Here is an 18,978-nt window from a genome sequence, read left to right as displayed (position 1 = left end):
ATGGACTTTATTTAACGTGCCACCGGCGGCTTGCGCAGCAAACTGTAGGCCATGGCGCCCAGTGCCGCCACGCCGAGCAGCAACACGGCCCAAAGACCGAGTTTTTTCCAGTCTGCTCCGGCATCGGCAGCGGGCGCGACGGCGGGCGGCGCAGTGGCGATTTCCCCGGTGACCGTTGCCTGCCCCAACGTCTTGAGACGCTCGGCGCTGTAGTCGGGGATCAAGGTCGAGAGCGGAAGGTTCGCCGCCTTGGCCGACGCATTGCCCAACGCCAGGGTGAACGGCGGCTCGCCCCGTGCCAGGAACACCAATTGCGTGGCACGTACCGCAAAACGCAGCGCCGGCGCCTCGACACCCAGGCCGCCACCGCGCTCATCGACAGTCAACTTGAGCTCGGCAACCGTCTGGCCCGGCAGCTGCAATTCATCCTGCACCACGTCCCGGCCATTCTGGGTCAGGCGATACAGCACGCCATTGCTCAGGGGCTGCCAGGGCCTGCTGGCTGTCCCTGCGCCCCGCCAGCGTCACGGGCGCCAAAGTGTTGGGTTGTTTCAACTCGATGCGCAGCCGCTCAAGAGTCAGCCCCGTGGGCAACTGCCAGCTGTACTCCCCGGCCTTGAGCCGCGTGCCCGCCAAGGGTTGCGACCATACCAATGGCAGGGCCAAGTGGCTGCGGGTGGCACTCACCAACTGGGCAGAGGTCAGCAATGGCGCCGCCTGGCCTTGCCAGACCAGGCGCAAGTAACGCGCCGATTGCCCCGGCAGGCTCACGTCATGCTGCTCGACCCGTTCGTCGGCAAATGACAAACGCGCCACTTGCCCATCGCCCCAGGCTTGCCAGTGCTGCAAGTCATCACTGGCTTCAATGCTGAAACGCTGGAAGCCCTCCTGGTCATGGCTCCAGTCCAGGCTCAATTGCTGCAAAGGCGCCTTGATTGCACTGGCATCCAACACCCAGCCGCGCAGCACTTGCTTGCCGGGTTTGGGCGCAGAGGATGGCGTGATTTCCACCAAGGTGCCTGTGGTGGTGGCCTTCATCACCACGTCGGGCAAGGCTTGCTCGGTATCGGCAGCGTATAGCGGGAACCACTTCACGTCGGTGACGTTGCGAGTCTCGTAGCGTTGCGCGGACTGACGCGACAACGCATAGGCCTGGGGTTCACCGGCAGCGTTGAATACCCGCACATCGCTAAGATCGGCGTGACGTGCACTTAGTTGAACCGCCAATGGCAGCTCCAGGCGATACCAGGGACCCGTGCCGCTCACGGCCAGCGGCACCTGGGTGGCGAAATCAGCCGGACGTTCTTGAGCAAACGCCGCCGAGCACAGCATCCACACCGTCAACCCACTCAGACTCAGCTTGCCCATCAAGAGGACGCTCCCTCAGTTTCAACGCGTTTGGGCGGCAGCGGCGCAAAGTAGCCCACCACCAGCAACAAACCGCCCACGCCGATAAACGACACAATCCGCGCCAAGCCGCCACGGTTACTCAGCTCGACAAAAAACAGCTTGGCCACCACCACGGCAATCAGTGCCGCGCCGATCAGCCACACTTCGCGACGATGGCGCAGGTGGCCGCCGATCATCAGGCCGAGGGCGATCAGGGTCCAGATGATCGACAGGCCCGCCTGCACCAGCATGGACTCCAGCAGCGCATCCAGATGAAACGGTACGCCGCTCCAATGGTGGGCGGTGCGCATCACCAGCGCGGTAAAGAAGGCAAACAGGGAAATGCCTGCCACGCCCTGGGCGATCAACTCGACACGCGGCCCGCGCTGCGGCGCCACACTGCGCAACCACAGGTAAATGCCCAGCAATGCGAACAGCAGGCCCAGGTCCAGCGGGTTGAGCAGCGGCACATAGGGCAGCGGCTTGGCCGTGCCGTCACTGAAGATATTTGCCAGCCAGAACCAACCGAGCATCAGCACCGCCAGGGGCAATACGGCGAGCACGCGGTACTCCCTTGGGTACGCGCAAACTGGCCACGGCCAACTGCGCGGCGCGGCGGCCAGCACCAGGTACAGGCTTGGCAGGATCGCCCAGCCCAGCCAGCGCCAGGCGTTGTATTCGCTCGACAGCACCAGCAAGCCGTAACGCAGTTCCAGCGCCAGCACGCCGATCAGCATCCAGCAGCCGAGTACGTGAGCCGCGCTCAGCACTTTGCCGGGCACCACCGTTGCTAAACGCCGCAGCGAGATGAAATGCACCGTGAACACCGCCAGCCAGGCCAGCCAGCCGAACTGCGCGGCCGGGTGGTAATACTCGGTCCACGCGCCCCATAACACCAGGCCCGCCGCAGGCATCAGCAACGTGCTGGCGATACCCAACGCCACCCAGCGCAAACGCAGCGCCAGTGTTGTCCAGATCACCCCGCTCAGCGCAGCCGCCAGCAGCAACAGCGCAGCATGCAAAGGTGCAGGCGCCAAGCGCCACACTTCAATGATCACCGCCAGCGCCCACCACGCCACGCCCCAGGCCAAAAGACCTGCGGACAAGCGGCCACTGAACAAGCGCCAGGCGCCGAGCATTGCCGCCAAGGCAATGATCATCGGTGTCCAGGCATTGTTCACCGGGTCGAGCGCAAACAGCGCGCCGGCAAGGACTTGCACAGCAATGCCACAGCGCACCACCACGGGCGAGCCGATTCGCTGACCCGCCCACAGGGTCGCGAGGCCAGCAACTGCCCAACTGACGATGCTGCCTTGGGTCGAAAACAACAGCGGCGCCAGAAGGTAGGCGCAACCCAGGCCGAGTACGGCGAGTGCCGGAGCGCCGATGCGCTCCCAACGCCGGGTCTGTTCCGGCGCGGCTTTGTGTAGTTGATAAAAGCTGAACAACAATGCCGCGCCCAGCAACAACGCCCCTAGTGGAGGCCCCTGCAGCAACGTGTTCTGGCCATCGCGCAGCTCGCTGAGGAAGGCGAGCAGCGAACCCAGTTGCAGCAACAAGGCGAACGCGCGCGCCACAGGGCGATGCTGGCGCAGACCGAGCCAGAAGATGCCGGCGCCTTCGACGGCCCACGCCGCAGCCGTCCAGCGTGCATCGAGCCCCAAGGGAATGGCCAAGCTGGCGAAGATCACGCCCAGGGCCAGACAGGTTTCCGTCAGGAGCACGGCGCGCCCGCCACTGAGTACACGGGCCAAGACCATGTAAAGGATGCCCAGGCCCAGCGCACTGAACGCAGCGGCAAACTCAAGGTGCTGCACCAGCGCGAACTGCAAGCCAAAACCCACCAGAGGCGGGCCGAACAACAAGGTGCCGTCGACATAGTCGCCCTTGCGCCATTGCGCACCCAGGCTGTCGCCCTCGCCCACCTCCAGCAATGTGCGCCGGGCGTACAACAGGCCGATAGCCAGGTACATCGCAAAAAACAGGATCAGGAACGGCTCGGTGCTCCACAACAGCTCCGGCGTATAGGAGCGCATGCCCCAGGCGAAACCGATCCCGAAGGTGCCCACAAAACCGATCACGTTCAGCAGGCGCCAGGCTTTGAACCAGGCAATCGCGAGAATGCCGGCGTTGAGCAACGCAAAATAGCTGAACAGCGCCACATGGCTTCCGGCGCCAGTCGATACCAGGATCGGCGCCGCAAAACCGCCCAACGCTGCCGCACAAGCCAGCCCGAGCGCATCCTGGGTGATCGCCAGGATCGCTGAAAATACCGTGACGGCGACCAGCAACCCCATTGCCGCGCCAGGATCGATCAGCGGATGCAGACGCATCGCCGCAAACACCGTGAGGTACAACACCGCAATCCCCGCGCCTTGCAGCATCAAGCCGTAGTTGCTGTTGCGCAGCCGCAGCCACCAGCCCAGGCCCAGCAGGCCCAATGCAGCGGCGGCAACACCGGCGTAACGCAACTCGATCGGCACCACCATGCCTTCAGTGGCATAACGCAGCAGGAAAGCCAGGCCGAGGAATAACAGCACCACGCCGACGCGCAGCACGGTGTTGCCGCCGAGCAGCCAATTGCGCGCCCCCTCGATGGCGCGTTCGATCAGGTTGGGGCCGCTAGGGGTTGCGGGTTCTTTAGCCGTCGGCGCTGGCGTCCACACGTCATCCAACAGCGGCTGGCTCTGCTCAGGGACCAGAGCAACGGGTGCCAATTCGGCAGGCAGCTCCCACACCAATTCGGGTGACTTGGCGACAGGTGCCGATTCGGGAACAGAGGGTTCAACCCTCATGCTGCTTGCAGGCGCTGGGACTTCCAACTGCCGCAGGCGTTCGCCCAGCGCAATCAGCGATTTCTGCGTGGTTTCCAACTGACGTGCCTGCTGGTCCGCCTTGGCCGACAGCTGCGCCAGGCGTATCGCCTGGCCAATGCCCAACCCCAGCAGCGCACCCATGCCCGCATCACTGAACGACTCGTCGAGCGTCCAGCCGAGCACCAGGCCAATCAGCATGAAAATCCATTGCATGGTCGATATCCCTAAGCAAACCGAGGCCTAGTATATCGACAAGGCCCAACAGAGGTTGGGCCTTGGGGCACAGATCTGGAAAACTCAGTCGAGGGCTTTCCAGATCTCCGTGGCGTACTCCCTGATCGTACGATCCGAACTGAACCAGCCCATACGCGCCGTATTCAGCACCGCCGAACGCCACCAGGCCTTGGAATCATGCCAATGCGCCTCGACCCGCGCCTGGGCGTCCCAGTACGAATCGAAGTCGGCACACACCAGGAAGCGGTCGTAGTCGATCAGCCCATCGATCAACCCTACATAGCGGCCCGGATCATCCGGCGAGAACACCCCGCCCCGGATCGCTTGCAGCACGTCGTTCAAGCGGTGAGACGCCGCGATATCAGGACCTGCGTTGAACTCACCCGCGTGTTTACGGGCTTCAACCTGCTGCGCACTGAGGCCGAAGATAAACATGTGCTCGGCGCCCACACGCTCATGCATTTCCACATTGGCGCCGTCCATGGTGCCGATGGTCAGCGCGCCGTTGAGGCCGAATTTCATGTTGCTGGTGCCCGACGCTTCGAAGCCGGCAGTGGAAATCTGCTCCGACAAGTCCGCCGCCGGGATGATGCTTTCCGCCAGGCTGACGTTGTAGTTGGGCAGGAACACCACCTTGAGCAAACCGCGCACGGTCGGGTCGTTGTTGACCGTACGGGCGATGTCGTTGGTCAGCTTGATGATCAATTTGGCCTGGTGATAACTGGCCGCCGCCTTGCCGGAGAAGATCTTCACCCTCGGCACCCAGTCGGTGCCCGGTTCGGCGCGGATCGCCTGGTACAACGCCACGGTGTGCAGCAGGTTGAGCAGTTGACGCTTGTATTCGTGGATCCGCTTGACCTGCACGTCGAACATCGCCGCCGGGTTGACCGCAATGCCCAGGCGCTCATGAATGATGTCCGCCAGCGCCCGCTTACTGTGCAGACGCTGCTCGGCAAAGGCCTTGCGGAACGTCTGTTTTTCGGCAAATGGCTCAAGCTCCACCAGCCGTTCTTCGGGCTTGTCGAGAATGTCCGGGCCGAGCGCTTCCACCAGCATGGACGTGAGCTTGGGGTTGGCCTGATACAGCCAGCGGCGGAAGGTAATGCCGTTGGTTTTGTTGTTGATGCGCTCCGGGTACAACTTGTGCAGCTCGGAGAACACGGTGCTGCGCATCAATTGAGTATGCAGGCCGGACACGCCGTTGACGCTGTGGGAGCCGAGGAACGCCAGGTTGCCCATGCGCACGCGACGACCGTTGTCTTCTTCGATCAGGGACACCGCGCGCAGCACGTCAAAGTCATGGATGCCTTTGGCGCGCAGCGAATCGATGTGCTGGGCGTTGATCAGGTAGATGATCTGCATGTGCCGGGGCAGCATGCGCTCCATCAAGCCTACAGGCCAGGTTTCCAATGCCTCAGGCAACAAGGTGTGGTTGGTGTAGGAAAGGGTTTCGACAGTGACATCCCACGCGGCTTCCCATGGAATGTCGTGCAGGTCCACCAACTGACGCATCAACTCGGCCACGGCGATGGACGGGTGGGTGTCGTTGAGCTGGATCGCGGCGTGTTCGCCCAGGCTCAGCACCGAGCCGTGCATGTTCTTATGGCGGCGCAGCAGGTCTTGCAGGGAGGCGGCGACGAAGAAATATTCCTGGCGCAGGCGCAGTTCCTGCCCCGCTTCGGTGCTATCGGCCGGGTAAAGCACTCGGGAGATGCTTTCGGCACGCGCTACTTCGGCGACGGCGCCCAGGTGGTCACCGGCGTTGAAGCGCTCCAGGTGCAGGTCTTCCACCGCACGGGCACGCCACAGGCGCAGGGTGTTGACGCTGGCGCCGCGCCAGCCGACCACCGGCGTGTCATAGGCAATGGCGCGCACGGTTTCATTGGGGGTCCACCGCTGAACCATTTTGCCGGTGCCGTCATCCAGGGTTTCGACGCTGCCACCAAAGCCGATCGGGTACACCACTTCAGGGCGTTCGAATTCCCAGGGGTTGCCGAAGTCCAGCCAGTGTTCGGTCTGCTCCTGTTGCCAACCATCGACAATCGCCTGGCGGAACAGGCCGTGTTCATAGCGGATGCCATAACCGTGGCCGGCCACACCCAGGGTCGACATGCTTTCCATGAAGCACGCCGCCAGGCGGCCCAGGCCACCGTTGCCGAGCGCGGCATCGGGCTCCAGCAGGCGGATGCGCTCCAGGTCGACGCCCAGCTCCGATAGCGCTTCGCGCGCAATCTCCAGCACGCCGAGGTTGCTCAGGCTGTCATAGAGCAAGCGGCCGATGAGGAATTCCAGGGAAAGGTAGTAAACCCGCTTCTGGCCTTTGCGGTAGATGCGTCGGGTGTGGTCCATCCAGTGATCGACCATCTGGTCGCGTGCGGCCAGGGCAATGGCTTCAAACCAGTCGTGGTCGAAGGCGTGATCCGGGTCCTTGCCCACCGCGTAGGTGAGTTTGGTCAAGACGGCATCGCGAAATGCGGCTACCTCTGCTTCTCGTGCAAGTGGTTCCTGAGACATCAATTGCGACCTCGGGCGAGATAGAAGGAGTTGCTAGAGCCTAGACGGTCTGACAGACGGTAGACGCTCTGGTTCGGCACTTTTTTAACGCATTTACCTTTGCAGGGTTTTGATGCATTGGCCGTGCCTGCTTTTGGCAAACGCGCACCTTCTGGCCGAAACCCACAAAATATTGTTCAAAAAATCACCAATCCCGGTATGATCGCGCGCCCGGATACAGCCCCACCTTTTGGAACCCTGATGAAGCCTCAATTGATCGCCGCCGCGGAACTCGACCGTCTCGAAACGTGGCAGAAATATTCCGCGCACATGTGCGGTGGTTGCGTGTCCAGCTGCTGCACGCTGCCGGTGGAAGTGAAGGTCAAGGACCTGATCCGCATCGGGCCTGGTCGATGAGTTCGAACTCGGCGACCCTGCGAAGAACATCGCCAAGCGGCTGCAAAAGGAAGGCATCGTCGAGCGCTTCAATTCCAAATCCGAGATTTTTACCCTGCAGCGCATGAGCAACAACGATTGCCTGTTCCTGGATCGTAAGACGCGCTTCTGCACTATTTATGACAAGCGCCCGGATACTTGCCGCAATCACCCGAAAATCGGGCCGCGGCCGGGGTATTGCGCGTATAAGCCGAAGGAAGTGGTGCGCGAGACTAAGTTCAAGACCCTCGACAAGTTCTGATCCAAGCTATGTAGTGCCCTTTAGGGCCCTATCGCAGGCACAAAAAAACGCCCCCGGCCTTTCGACCGGGGGCGTTTTTCATTCAGCCTGAGTTAACTCAGTTCTTGGCTTTCTTGGCAGCGCGGGTACGCTCGCCTTCGTCCAGGATCTTCTTACGCAGGCGGATCGACTTAGGCGTGACTTCGCACAGCTCGTCGTCCTGGATGAATTCCAGGGCCTGTTCCAGGGTGAAGCGAACAGGTGGAACCAGAGCGATGGTTTCGTCTTTGCCCGAAGCACGCATGTTGTCGAGCTTCTTGCCTTTGGTTGGGTTGACGCCCATGTCGTTGTCACGGCTGTTCAGACCAACGATCTGACCGTTGTAGATCTCTTGACCGTGTTCAACGAACAGCTTGCCACGCGCCTGGAGGGTTTCCAGGGAGTAGGTCAGCGCCTTGCCGGTTTCTACCGATACCAGAACACCGTTCTGACGGCCGGACATGTCGCCGGACTTCATGGTGTCGTAGCGATCGAAGATCGAGGTCAGGATGCCAGCACCGTTGGTCAGGGTCAGGAACTGGTTACGGAAACCGATCAGACCACGCGCAGGGATGTTGTATTCCAGACGCACACGGCCTTTGCCATCCGGCACCATGTTGGTCAGGTCGCCTTTACGCAGGCCCATCTCTTCCATCACCTTGCCCTGGGATTCTTCCGGGGTGTCGATGGTGACGTTTTCGAAAGGTTCCTGCTTCACGCCGTCAACCTGACGGATGATCACTTCTGGACGACCAACGCCCATTTCGAAGCCTTCGCGACGCATGGTTTCGATCAGTACCGAGAGGTGCAGCTCACCACGGCCGGAAACCTTGAACTTGTCAGCCGAGTCGCCTTCTTCAACGCGCAGAGCAACGTTGTACAGCAGCTCTTTGTCCAGACGCTCCTTGATGTTACGGGAGGTCACGAACTTGCCTTCTTTACCGCAGAATGGCGAGTCGTTTACCTGGAAGGTCATGGAAACGGTTGGCTCGTCAACGGTCAGAGGCTTCATGGCCTCGACGTTGTCCGGCTGGCACAGGGTGTCGGAGATGAACAGGGAGTCCATGCCGCTCACGCATACGATGTCGCCGGCGAAAGCCTCTTCAACGTCGATACGGTGCAGGCCGTGGTGACCCATCAGCTTCAGGATACGACCGTTACGCTTCTTGCCGTCGGCGCCGATGGCGACAACCGGGGTGTTCGGCTTGACGCTACCACGAGCGATACGGCCAACACCGATAACACCCAGGAAGCTGTTGTAGTCCAGTGCCGAGATTTGCATCTGGAACGGGCCGTCACGGTCAACTTTCGGCGCTGGTACGTTGTCGACGATCGACTGGTACAGCGGGGTCATGTCTTCAGCCATGTCGGTGTGTTCCAGACCGGCAATACCGTTCAGGGCCGAGGCGTAGACGACTTTGAAGTCCAGCTGTTCTTCGGTGGCACCCAGGTTGTCGAACAGGTCGAAGATCTGGTCCAGAACCCAGTCCGGACGCGCGCCTGGACGGTCAACCTTGTTGATGCACACGATCGGACGCAGGCCGGCTTCGAAAGCCTTCTTGGTCACGAAACGGGTTTGCGGCATAGGGCCGTCTTGAGCGTCAACCAGCAGCAGAACGGAGTCAACCATCGACATTACGCGTTCTACTTCGCCGCCGAAGTCGGCGTGGCCCGGGGTGTCCACGATGTTGATGTGGTAGCCGTTCCAGTTGATAGCGGTGTTTTTAGCCAGGATGGTAATACCGCGCTCTTTTTCCTGGTCGTTGGAGTCCATCACGCGCTCGTCGTTGAGCTCGTTGCGCTCCAGGGTGCCGGATTGACGCAGGAGTTTGTCTACCAGGGTGGTTTTACCATGGTCAACGTGAGCAATGATGGCGATGTTACGTAGATTTTCGATCACTTGTGTATCTCGATCAGAGGATTCGGTGTGCTGACAGGTCGTGGCAGCGATTAACAGTAGAGTCAGGCCTTGCCGTTACAGCTTGACGGCAGAGTCGGGGGGCCGGTGACGCAGGCCACAGGCAAACAGCCCCGGGCTCTTAGCTCGGTCGATAAACGCGCACATTGGCATGCCCCTCACTGAGCAAATGGTGGGCATGCAGGCGACTCATCACGCCTTTGTCGCAATACAGCAGGTACTGACGGCTGTTATCCAGTTCCTTGAAACGCGCGTTCAATGCATAGAACGGCAGCGTTTGTACGTCGATGCCGGCGATTTCCAGCGGCTCATCTTCAGCGGCATCCGGGTGACGGATGTCGATGACGATCTGGCCGGCCAGGGCTTCGCTGACTTCTTCGATCTTCACATCCTGGCCCAGTTCGTCGATCACGCGATCGATCGGGACCAGCTTGGCGTTCTCGAGCGCACGCTCCAGAATCGCCATGTCGAATTCTTTCTCTTCATGCTCCACGCGGTGACGCTTGGCGTGGGTCTTGGGATTCACCGAAATGACCCCGCAGTACTCAGGCATGTGCTTGGCGAAGTCGGCGGTGCCGATTTCTTCTGCCAGGTCGATGATGTCCTGCTTGTGACTGGCGATCAGCGGGCGCAACACCAGCTTCTCGGTAACGCAGTCGATGATCGACAGGTTCGGCAGCGTCTGGCTGGACACCTGGGAGATCGCCTCACCGGTCACCAGTGCGTCGATCTGCAAGCGGTCGGCAATCTGCGACGCGGCGCGCAACATCATACGCTTCAATACCACGCCCATATGACCGTTATCGACTTTGCCGAGAATTTCGCCCAGCACTTCTTCGAACGGTACGCTCACAAATAGCACGCGTTGGGAGCTGCCGTACTTCTTCCAGATAAAGTGCGCGACTTCCATCACGCCCAATTCGTGTGCACGCCCGCCCAAGTTAAAGAAGCAGAAGTGGCTCATCAGGCCGCGGCGCATGATCTGGTAAGCAGCAACCGTGGAATCGAAACCGCCGGACATCAAGACCAGGGTCTGTTCCAGGGCACCCAACGGATAACCGCCGATGCTGTTGTGCTGGCTGTGGATGACAAACAACCGTTGGTCGCGAATTTCCATGCGCACTTCAATTTGTGGCGCTTTCAGGGAAATTCCGGCTGCGCCGCACTCGCGACGCAGCTTGCTGCCGACGTATTTTTCGACGTCCATGGAGCTGAAAGTGTGCTTGCCGGCACGCTTGCAGCGCACCGAAAAGATCTTGCCTTCCAGCTCGCTGCCGTAGTGCTGTTTGCACTTCTCGGTGATGTCGTCGAAGTCGCCCAGCGGGTACTCATCCACCTGCAGGAAATGCGCGATGCCCGGCATGCAGCTCAGGCGCTCGGTCATGTCCTTCAAGGCTTTGGGCTCGGTGACACGGGTTTCCAGCTCGAGGTTGTCCCACACGCCGTTCACCACCACAGCCGGGTCCAGATCGCGGAGCACGGCACGGATGTTCTTGGCCAATTGACGGATGAAACGCGTCCGTACCGGTCGGCTTTTGATGGTGATCTCGGGGAAGACTTTTACGATTAATTTCATGGAAACAGCGCGCGCCGGGCCTGCTGAAAAAGGGGGGCGCGGATTATAGCGGAAATCGCTCAAGGTTTAACCAGTTAATATGCATCGCAAGCGCAACGCACTAAAGAGGTGCATTTGTGCGCCTTTGCGCTACATTGCGGTGCGCTATTTTTGGGCTTTTGTCGCAATGCACCTTTATAGGGGCGTTTTTGGAGCAGAAAACCCATGTTGGCGCACTGGCATGCAATTTGCTCTCTTGTGAGGCAGGTTGCCATGGCGGACTATCCGCGCCGGCATCACCCACATTCTAAGGGCTAACTCCACTACCCCAGCCCGAAGCCACCCGGAGGACACTATGTCGAAGTCGGTTCAACTCATCAAAGATCATGACGTTAAATGGATTGATCTGCGCTTCACGGACACCAAAGGCACTCAGCACCACGTGACCATGCCGGCTCGCGACGCGCTGGATGAAGCTTTCTTCGAAGAAGGCAAAATGTTCGACGGTTCCTCCATCGCTGGCTGGAAAGGCATCGAAGCCTCCGACATGATCCTGATGCCGGACGACAGCACTGCCGTACTCGACCCGTTCACCGAAGAGCCGACCCTGATCCTGGTCTGCGACGTGATCGAGCCTTCGACCATGCAAGGCTACGACCGCGACCCACGTGCGATCGCCAAGCGTGCCGAGGAATACCTGAAGTCCACCGGTATCGGTGACACCGTATTCGTAGGCCCGGAGCCAGAATTCTTCATCTTCGACCAGGTTAAGTTCAAGTCCGACATCTCCGGTTCCATGTTCAAGATCTACTCCGAACAAGGCTCCTGGATGTCCGACCAGGACGTGGAAGGCGGCAACCATGGCCACCGTCCAGGTATCAAAGGTGGCTACTTCCCAGTTCCGCCGTTCGACCACGACCACGAAATCCGTACCTCCATGTGCAACGCCATGGAAGACATGGGCCTGGTCATCGAAGTGCACCACCACGAAGTGGCCACTGCCGGTCAGAACGAAATCGGTGTGAAGTTCAACACCCTGGTTGCCAAGGCTGACGAAGTACAGACCCTGAAGTACTGCGTACACAACACTGCAGTCGCTTACGGCCGTACCGCTACCTTCATGCCTAAGCCACTGTACGGCGATAACGGTTCGGGTATGCACGTTCACCTGTCCATCGCCAAAGATGGCAAGAACACCTTCGCTGGCGAAGGTTATGCCGGCCTGTCCGACACTGCCCTGTACTTCATCGGCGGTATCATCAAGCACGGTAAGGCCCTGAACGGCTTCACCAACCCGTCGACCAACTCCTACAAGCGTCTGGTCCCAGGTTTCGAAGCCCCGGTAATGCTGGCCTACTCGGCACGCAACCGTTCCGCTTCGATCCGTATTCCTTACGTGTCCAGCCCTCGCGCTCGCCGTATCGAAGCCCGCTTCCCGGATCCAGCAGCCAACCCGTACCTGGCCTTCGCGGCCCTGGTCATGGCCGGCCTGGACGGTATCCAGAACAAGATCCACCCTGGCGACGCCGCCGACAAAAACTTGTACGACCTGCCGCCTGAAGAGGCCAAAGAGATCCCACAAGTGTGCGGCAGCCTGAAAGAAGCCCTGGAAGAGCTGGACAAGGGCCGTGCGTTCCTGACCAAAGGCGGCGTGTTCAGCGACGACTTCATCGACGCTTACATCGGCCTGAAAAGCGAAGAAGAAATCAAGGTTCGCACCTTCGTACACCCACTGGAATACGAGCTGTACTACAGCTGCTGATCCGGTAGCGCTATTTAACGTAGCGTGATGAAAAAGACCTCCTTCGGGAGGTTTTTTTTGCCTGACATAAAAGCCTGACACCCTCACTATTGAGACCTCGCCCAACTGCCCGACAAGGAAACCGACCTTGAACCTGCGAATCGCTTTTGCCCTGCTAATGATCAGCGCCAATGCCTCTGCGGCGCCCGCCACGCTCGCCCCGCTGCTCAACAGCATCGCCGAACGCCTGGAGATCGCCGACCAGGTAGCCCTGAGCAAATGGGATAGCCACAAGCCTGTAGAGGACAAAAAGCGCGAACAAGAAGTGATCGCCAGCGTCGTCGCCCAAGCACCGGAATATAAGCTGGCACCTGCCGCCGTCGAGCAGTTTTTCGCGGCGCAGATCGAGGCGAACAAGCTGGTGCAGTACACCCATCTGTCCGACTGGCAGTTCCAGGGCAAGGCGCCTGACGATCCGCGGCCGGACCTGGTGAAACAGATCCGCCCGCAGTTGGACGAACTGCAAAAACGCCTGCTGCAGCAATTGGCGGACTTCACCCCACAGCGCACTGACCCACAGTGCCCACAGTGGCTGGCCGAAGCCGTGCATGAGCCGCTGAACGATCCGTTGCGTCAACTGGCGATGATCCGTGCCACCGCAGAATTGTGTACGCGACCTACTTGATTTGAGGCGCCGTCCTGCATCCTCACTGCGATCAATCGCCATAGCCTGCCTGTTCACTGACCGAACAGGATGGAACCATGGATATCTGCAAGTGTTTGATCGCAACAATGCTGGGTTTAACGCTGCTTGGCTGCGGCGCCCAACCAAAGGACGCTACGCAAATCGAGAAAGAAGTATTGCTTGAAAGCAGCGAGTCGTGGGACGGCATGCCCTATAGGGCCTACCCCGCTGGCCCGCCGCAGCTCACGCTGATACGCCTGAAGATCCCTGCGCGCACGCAACTGCCCTGGCACACCCACCCCATGCCCAACGCCGCCTACATTGTTTCGGGTGAATTGACCGTTGAAGCCCGCAGCAGCGGGGCTACGCGCACCTTGAGGCAAGGCCAAGCCCTGGCCGAGATGGTGGGCACCGAGCATCGCGGCGTCACCGGAGACACCCCGGTGGAGCTTCTGGTGTTTTATGCGGGCACCCCAGGCATGCCGCTGTCAGAGCAACACTGACCGCTGCGGATCGTTTTCACCTCATATAGAAAACGGTCCGCTCACCACTTCCTGAACAACCTTCACAAAACCGCACTATATTGGTGCGATAGGCTGCACCCTTCCCACCTGTCCAGCCCATTTTGGTTCGAAACTTCCCGAGCAAGCTGGCAGAACGCCACAGTTTCGCGCCTAAAACCCCCATTTCAGGGCTTGCACGCTTCTTTTCGGAGCCTTGGTTTGGTTTTTGCATTTTCCTTGTATCAGCGTGTGCCTCAAGCCCGCGCCTTGCTCCAAAAGAGGTCCTGATGACCATCAGCGATGCACTGCACCGTTTGCTACTCGACAACCTGACCACCGCGACCATCCTGCTCAATGACGACCTGCGCCTTGAGTACATGAACCCGGCGGCGGAGATGCTCCTGGCTATCAGCGGCCAGCGCAGCCATGGGCAGTTCATCAGCGAATTGTTCACCGAGTCGGCCGAAGCCTTGAGCTCGCTGCGCCAGGCGGTGGAGCAGGCGCACCCGTTCACCAAGCGCGAGGCGATGCTCACGGCGCTTACGGGACAGACGCTGACCGTCGACTACGCCGTGACCCCCATCCTGAGCAACGGTGCCACCCTGCTGTTGCTGGAAGTGCACCCCCGTGACCGCCTGCTGCGCATCACCAAGGAGGAAGCGCAGCTGTCCAAGCAGGAGACCAGCAAGATGCTGGTGCGCGGCCTGGCCCATGAAATCAAGAACCCACTCGGCGGCATCCGTGGCGCGGCGCAGTTGCTGGCCCGCGAGCTGCCGGACGAGAACCTCAAGGACTACACCAACGTCATCATCGAAGAGGCCGACCGCCTGCGTAACCTGGTGGACCGCATGCTCGGCTCCAACAAGCTGCCGTCGCTGGCGATGACCAACGTGCACGAAGTGCTGGAGCGTGTCTGCCAACTGGTCGAGGCCGAAAGCCAGGGCTGCATCACCTTGGTGCGCGACTATGACCCCAGTATTCCGGATGTACTGATCGACCGCGAACAGATGATCCAGGCGGTACTCAATATCGTGCGCAACGCCATGCAGGCCATCAGCAGCCAGAACGAGCTGCGCCTGGGCCGCATCAGCCTGCGCACCCGCGCCCTGCGCCAGTTCACCATCGGCCACGTGCGCCATCGACTGGTGACCAAGGTCGAGATCATCGACAACGGTCCGGGCATTCCTGCGGAACTCCAGGAAACCATTTTCTTTCCCATGGTCAGCGGCCGCCCAGACGGTACCGGGCTGGGCCTGGCCATTACCCAGAACATCATCAGCCAGCATCAGGGCCTGATCGAATGTGAGAGCCATCCTGGCCACACCACCTTCTCGATCTTTCTGCCACTGGAACAAGGAGCCCCATCGACATGAGCCGTAGTGAAACTGTCTGGATCGTCGATGACGACCGTTCTATCCGCTGGGTCCTCGAGAAAGCCTTGCAACAGGAAGGCATGACCACCCAGAGCTTCGACAGCGCCGACGGGGTGATGAGCCGCCTGGCACGCCAGCAGCCCGACGTGATCATCTCCGACATCCGCATGCCCGGCGCCAGCGGCCTGGACCTGCTGGCGCGGATTCGCGAGCAGCATCCACGCCTGCCGGTGATCATCATGACCGCGCACTCGGACCTGGACAGCGCTGTCGCGTCCTATCAGGGCGGCGCCTTTGAGTATTTGCCCAAGCCGTTCGACGTGGACGAGGCGGTGGCGCTGGTCAAGCGCGCCAACCAGCACGCCCAGGAACAGCAGAGCCAGGAAGCCCCACCGGCCCTGACCCGCACCCCGGAAATCATCGGCGAAGCGCCGGCGATGCAGGAAGTGTTTCGCGCCATCGGGCGCTTGAGCCACTCCAACATCACCGTGCTGATCAACGGCGAATCGGGCACCGGTAAAGAACTGGTGGCCCATGCGCTGCACCGCCACAGCCCACGGGCGGCCTCGCCGTTCATTGCGCTGAACATGGCGGCTATCCCGAAGGATTTGATGGAGTCCGAGCTGTTCGGCCACGAAAAAGGCGCGTTCACCGGCGCGGCCAACCTGCGTCGTGGGCGTTTTGAACAAGCGGACGGCGGCACCTTGTTCCTCGACGAAATCGGCGACATGCCGGCCGACACCCAAACCCGCTTGCTGCGGGTGCTGGCGGACGGTGAGTTCTATCGCGTGGGCGGGCACACGCCGGTCAAGGTGGATGTGCGCATCATCGCGGCGACCCACCAGAACCTGGAAACTCTGGTCCACGCCGGTAAATTCCGTGAAGACTTATTCCATCGCCTTAACGTGATCCGCATTCACATTCCACGGATGTCGGACCGCCGCGAAGACATTCCCACCCTGGCCCGCCATTTCCTCAGCCGCGCCGCCCAGGAGCTGGCCGTCGAGCCAAAACTGCTAAAAAGCGAGACCGAGGAATACCTGAAGAACCTGCCGTGGCCCGGCAACGTGCGCCAGCTGGAGAACACGTGCCGCTGGATCACGGTGATGGCGTCCGGGCGCGAAGTGCACATCAGCGACCTGCCGCCGGAGCTGCTGAGCCTGCCGCAGGATTCGGCCCCTGTGACCAACTGGGAGCAGGCCCTGCGCCAATGGGCCGACCAGGCCCTGGCTCGCGGCCAGTCGAACCTGCTGGACAGCGCCGTGCCGGCGTTCGAGCGGATCATGATCGAAACCGCCCTGAAGCACACCGCCGGTCGCCGTCGCGATGCCGCCGTGTTACTGGGCTGGGGCCGCAATACCCTGACTCGCAAGATCAAGGAATTGGGGATGAAGGTCGATGGTGGTGACGATGACGAGGGCGACGAGGGCTGACGAGGGCTAAAGGTGCACCGCTTCAATGCACCATGAACCGCCATTGGGCATGGATCCAACCTATGAGACTTCGGCCTCACTGATGAAAATCTAAAAGCCTAAAACACCAAAGCCCCGTATTCCGGGGCTTTGCGCTTTCTGGAGAAATTTTTTGGCACACTTTGGCGACTCTGGCACGCGCCCTGCAACAACCCTTGTACTACCCAGTTTCGGGGACCTTGGTACAGGCAGGCCGAGAATCCCCTCTTTACACCCGGGGTGCTTGATGCGAATCGCGTCGCGCTCCACACCACTTTGGGGAACCTCGGTACAGGCAGGCCGGGGATTCCCTCTTTAACACCGAAGCTTTAAAAGCTTCACCCCGTTTTGGGAGCCCTGGTACAGGCAGGCCGGGAACTCCCTCTTTTATTGCTCTTGGAGATGGATCTCCAGCCGCCAGCGGCCTTCAGTCTTTTCCCCTCTCCATTCCCCGCGCAACGGCCGAGCCGCCACCAGGTTCAGTAGCAGGCCGCCATCGGTCTTGCGCACCCGCCAGTTCACGTCCTTGTCATTGACCTTGAGTTGCCCACTGCCAGCCTTGCCTTGCGCGTCGAACAGCAGCGCTACGGTGCCGTCGATATGCTCGCCGTGCAGCTTGGGTTCGCTGTTGAACCACACCACTACGCCGTCCGCTGCGGTCTCGACCTGTTGCAACTCGACTGGGTCTGGCGTTGTCAGGCGGCCGATCATCAGGCCCACCATCAAGCCAACAATTGCCAAAGAGCCCATGACCCGTGGCATTAGCTTCGGTCTTGGGTCCTCTTCGGGGGTAGAATGCAGCGCATCTTTACCTTCGGAGCCGTGCATGTTTCACGTCATCCTTTTTCAACCAGAAATTCCGCCGAATACCGGCAACGTTATCAGGCTGTGCGCCAACAGTGGCTGCCACCTGCATTTGATCGAGCCTTTGGGCTTCGACATGGACGACAAGCGCCTGCGCCGCGCCGGGCTGGACTACCACGAGTACGCCACGCTCCAGCGCCACGCAGACCTGGCGAGTTGCCTGGAAAGCCTGGGCCACCCACGGTTGTTCGCGTTCACCACCAAGGGTTCGCAGCCGTTCCATGATGTCAGCTTTGCCGAAGGTGACGCCTTCCTGTTCGGCCCGGAAAGCCGGGGCCTGCCGGCGGAAGTGCTTGACGCGCTGCCCGACGGTCATCGCCTGCGTTTGCCGATGCGCGAGGGCTGCCGCAGCCTGAACCTGTCCAATACCGTGGCGGTTGCTGTCTATGAAGGTTGGCGCCAGCTCGGGTTCAAATAAAAAAAGCGCCGGTCACGGCGCTTTTTTATGGGTTGCATCGGCGGTTTACTGAACCGTCGACGAACCTTCCTGTTGCATGCGCTGCAGCTCTTGAGCGTACAGGGCATCGAAGTTCACCGGAGCCAGCATCAGCGCTGGGAACGAGCCACGGGTGACCAGGCTGTCCAGGGTCTCGCGGGCATACGGGAACAGAATGTTCGGGCAGAACGCGCCCAGGGTGTGGCTCATGGACGCTTCGTCCAGGCCCTGGATCAGGAAGATACCGGCCTGTTGCACTTCAGCGATGAAGGCCACTTCTTCGCCGTTCTTGACGGTCACGGACAGGGTCAGCACCACCTCGTGGAAGTCACCTTCCAGAGCTTTTTGGCGGGTGTTCAGGTCCAGCGCAACGCTAGGGGTCCATTCCTGGCGGAAGATGGCCGGGCTTTTCGGCGCTTCGAACGACAGGTCACGCACGTAGATGCGCTGCAGCGAGAACTGTGGCGCTTGGGCTTCTGCAGCTTCGGTGTTCTGTTGGTCAGTCATCGCAGATCCTTGTGATCTTGGGGTCTTTTAGGGTTTAGGAGTCAGACGAGCAGCAGCGCATCGAGTTTACCGGCGCGCTCAAGGGCGAACAGGTCGTCGCAACCACCGATGTGCCTGGCGCCGATCCAGATCTGCGGCACGGACGTGCGCCCCGCCTTCTGGGCCATTTCGGCGCGCACCTGGGGTTTGCCGTCGACCTTGATTTCTTCGAAGGCAACGCCCTTTTTCTCAAGCAGGGCCTTGGGCCCGCATGCAGTAAGGGCACCAATCGCTGGAATACACGACAACCTGGCTCATA

The 18,978-nt window shown here is 60.6% G+C and carries 12 protein-coding genes and 3 pseudogenes; 7 read left to right on the top strand and 8 right to left on the bottom strand.

The window, feature by feature from the left end; genetic code table 11:
• Positions 1-11: 11 nt before the first annotated feature.
• The 3 genes and pseudogenes from AYR47_RS08900 to AYR47_RS08890 form a co-directional block, all read right to left on the bottom strand.
• Positions 12-1,368 (bottom strand): annotated as a pseudogene (locus AYR47_RS08900) (DUF3999 domain-containing protein).
• Positions 1,368-4,418 (bottom strand): DUF2339 domain-containing protein, encoded by a 3,051-nt coding sequence (locus AYR47_RS08895; protein WP_061434951.1) that lies wholly within the window; start codon positions 4,416-4,418, stop codon positions 1,368-1,370. Before AYR47_RS08895 ends, AYR47_RS08900 begins: the two are co-directional and overlap by 1 nt.
• An 84-nt stretch (positions 4,419-4,502) precedes the next feature.
• Positions 4,503-6,953 carry a glycogen/starch/alpha-glucan phosphorylase gene (locus AYR47_RS08890; protein WP_033897710.1) on the bottom strand — a complete coding sequence of 817 codons (2,451 nt, stop codon included), beginning with the start codon at positions 6,951-6,953 and terminating at the stop codon, positions 4,503-4,505.
• Between the two features lie 240 nt (positions 6,954-7,193).
• Between AYR47_RS08890 and AYR47_RS08885 the strand changes: the two are divergent.
• A pseudogene (locus tag AYR47_RS08885) lies at positions 7,194-7,629 on the top strand (YkgJ family cysteine cluster protein).
• A gap of 97 nt (positions 7,630-7,726) precedes the next feature.
• On the opposite strand, the gene typA reads toward AYR47_RS08885, so the two are convergent.
• Both typA and thiI read right to left on the bottom strand, forming a co-directional pair.
• Positions 7,727-9,547 (bottom strand): translational GTPase TypA, encoded by a 1,821-nt coding sequence (gene typA, locus AYR47_RS08880; RefSeq protein ID WP_032890153.1) that lies wholly within the window; start codon positions 9,545-9,547, stop codon positions 7,727-7,729.
• A gap of 139 nt (positions 9,548-9,686) precedes the next feature.
• On the bottom strand, positions 9,687-11,141 hold the full coding sequence (gene thiI / locus AYR47_RS08875) for a tRNA uracil 4-sulfurtransferase ThiI (RefSeq protein WP_033897709.1): 1,455 nt from the start codon (positions 11,139-11,141) through the stop codon (positions 9,687-9,689).
• A 334-nt stretch (positions 11,142-11,475) separates the two neighbouring features.
• On the opposite strand from thiI, the gene glnA reads away from it, so the two are divergent.
• The 5 genes from glnA to ntrC all read left to right on the top strand — a co-directional run bounded on the left by glnA (position 11,476) and on the right by ntrC (position 16,855).
• Positions 11,476-12,882: a type I glutamate--ammonia ligase gene (gene glnA, locus AYR47_RS08870; RefSeq protein ID WP_016979133.1), complete on the top strand. Its 1,407-nt coding sequence runs from the start codon at positions 11,476-11,478 to the stop codon at positions 12,880-12,882.
• A 157-nt stretch (positions 12,883-13,039) separates the two neighbouring features.
• On the top strand, positions 13,040-13,546 hold the full coding sequence (locus tag AYR47_RS08865; protein WP_061449414.1) for a chorismate mutase: 507 nt from the start codon (positions 13,040-13,042) through the stop codon (positions 13,544-13,546).
• A 77-nt stretch (positions 13,547-13,623) separates the two neighbouring features.
• Complete coding sequence (locus tag AYR47_RS08860) at positions 13,624-14,049, top strand: cupin domain-containing protein (RefSeq protein WP_061434949.1); 426 nt, start codon at positions 13,624-13,626, stop codon at positions 14,047-14,049.
• A gap of 287 nt (positions 14,050-14,336) precedes the next feature.
• Positions 14,337-15,422, top strand: a complete 1,086-nt coding sequence (gene glnL, locus AYR47_RS08855; RefSeq protein WP_016979130.1) for a nitrogen regulation protein NR(II) — start codon at positions 14,337-14,339, stop codon at positions 15,420-15,422.
• Complete coding sequence (gene ntrC / locus AYR47_RS08850; protein ID WP_016979129.1) at positions 15,419-16,855, top strand: nitrogen regulation protein NR(I); 1,437 nt, start codon at positions 15,419-15,421, stop codon at positions 16,853-16,855. The genes glnL and ntrC overlap by 4 nt, the downstream gene beginning before the upstream one ends.
• A gap of 405 nt (positions 16,856-17,260) precedes the next feature.
• Here ntrC and AYR47_RS08845 read toward each other — a convergent pair whose 3' ends face one another.
• The gene (locus AYR47_RS08845; protein WP_061434947.1) at positions 17,261-17,701 is read right to left on the bottom strand and encodes a hypothetical protein; all 441 of its coding nucleotides are present in this window, start codon (positions 17,699-17,701) and stop codon (positions 17,261-17,263) included.
• On the opposite strand from AYR47_RS08845, the gene AYR47_RS08840 reads away from it, so the two are divergent.
• Positions 17,700-18,155 carry a tRNA (cytidine(34)-2'-O)-methyltransferase gene (locus tag AYR47_RS08840; protein WP_016979127.1) on the top strand — a complete coding sequence of 152 codons (456 nt, stop codon included), beginning with the start codon at positions 17,700-17,702 and terminating at the stop codon, positions 18,153-18,155. The genes AYR47_RS08845 and AYR47_RS08840 overlap by 2 nt on opposite strands.
• Before the next feature lie 45 nt (positions 18,156-18,200).
• On the opposite strand, the gene secB is transcribed toward AYR47_RS08840, so the two are convergent.
• Positions 18,201-18,680 (bottom strand): protein-export chaperone SecB, encoded by a 480-nt coding sequence (gene secB / locus AYR47_RS08835; RefSeq protein ID WP_010213875.1) that lies wholly within the window; start codon positions 18,678-18,680, stop codon positions 18,201-18,203.
• A 41-nt stretch (positions 18,681-18,721) separates the two neighbouring features.
• Positions 18,722-18,977, bottom strand: a pseudogene (gene grxC, locus AYR47_RS08830) (glutaredoxin 3).
• Between the last annotated feature and the right edge of the window lies 1 nt (position 18,978).

The organism is Pseudomonas azotoformans (genome assembly GCF_001579805.1).
Lineage (GTDB): Bacteria > Pseudomonadota > Gammaproteobacteria > Pseudomonadales > Pseudomonadaceae > Aquipseudomonas > Aquipseudomonas azotoformans_A.
This window is presented reverse-complemented; position numbering and strand designations above follow the sequence as displayed.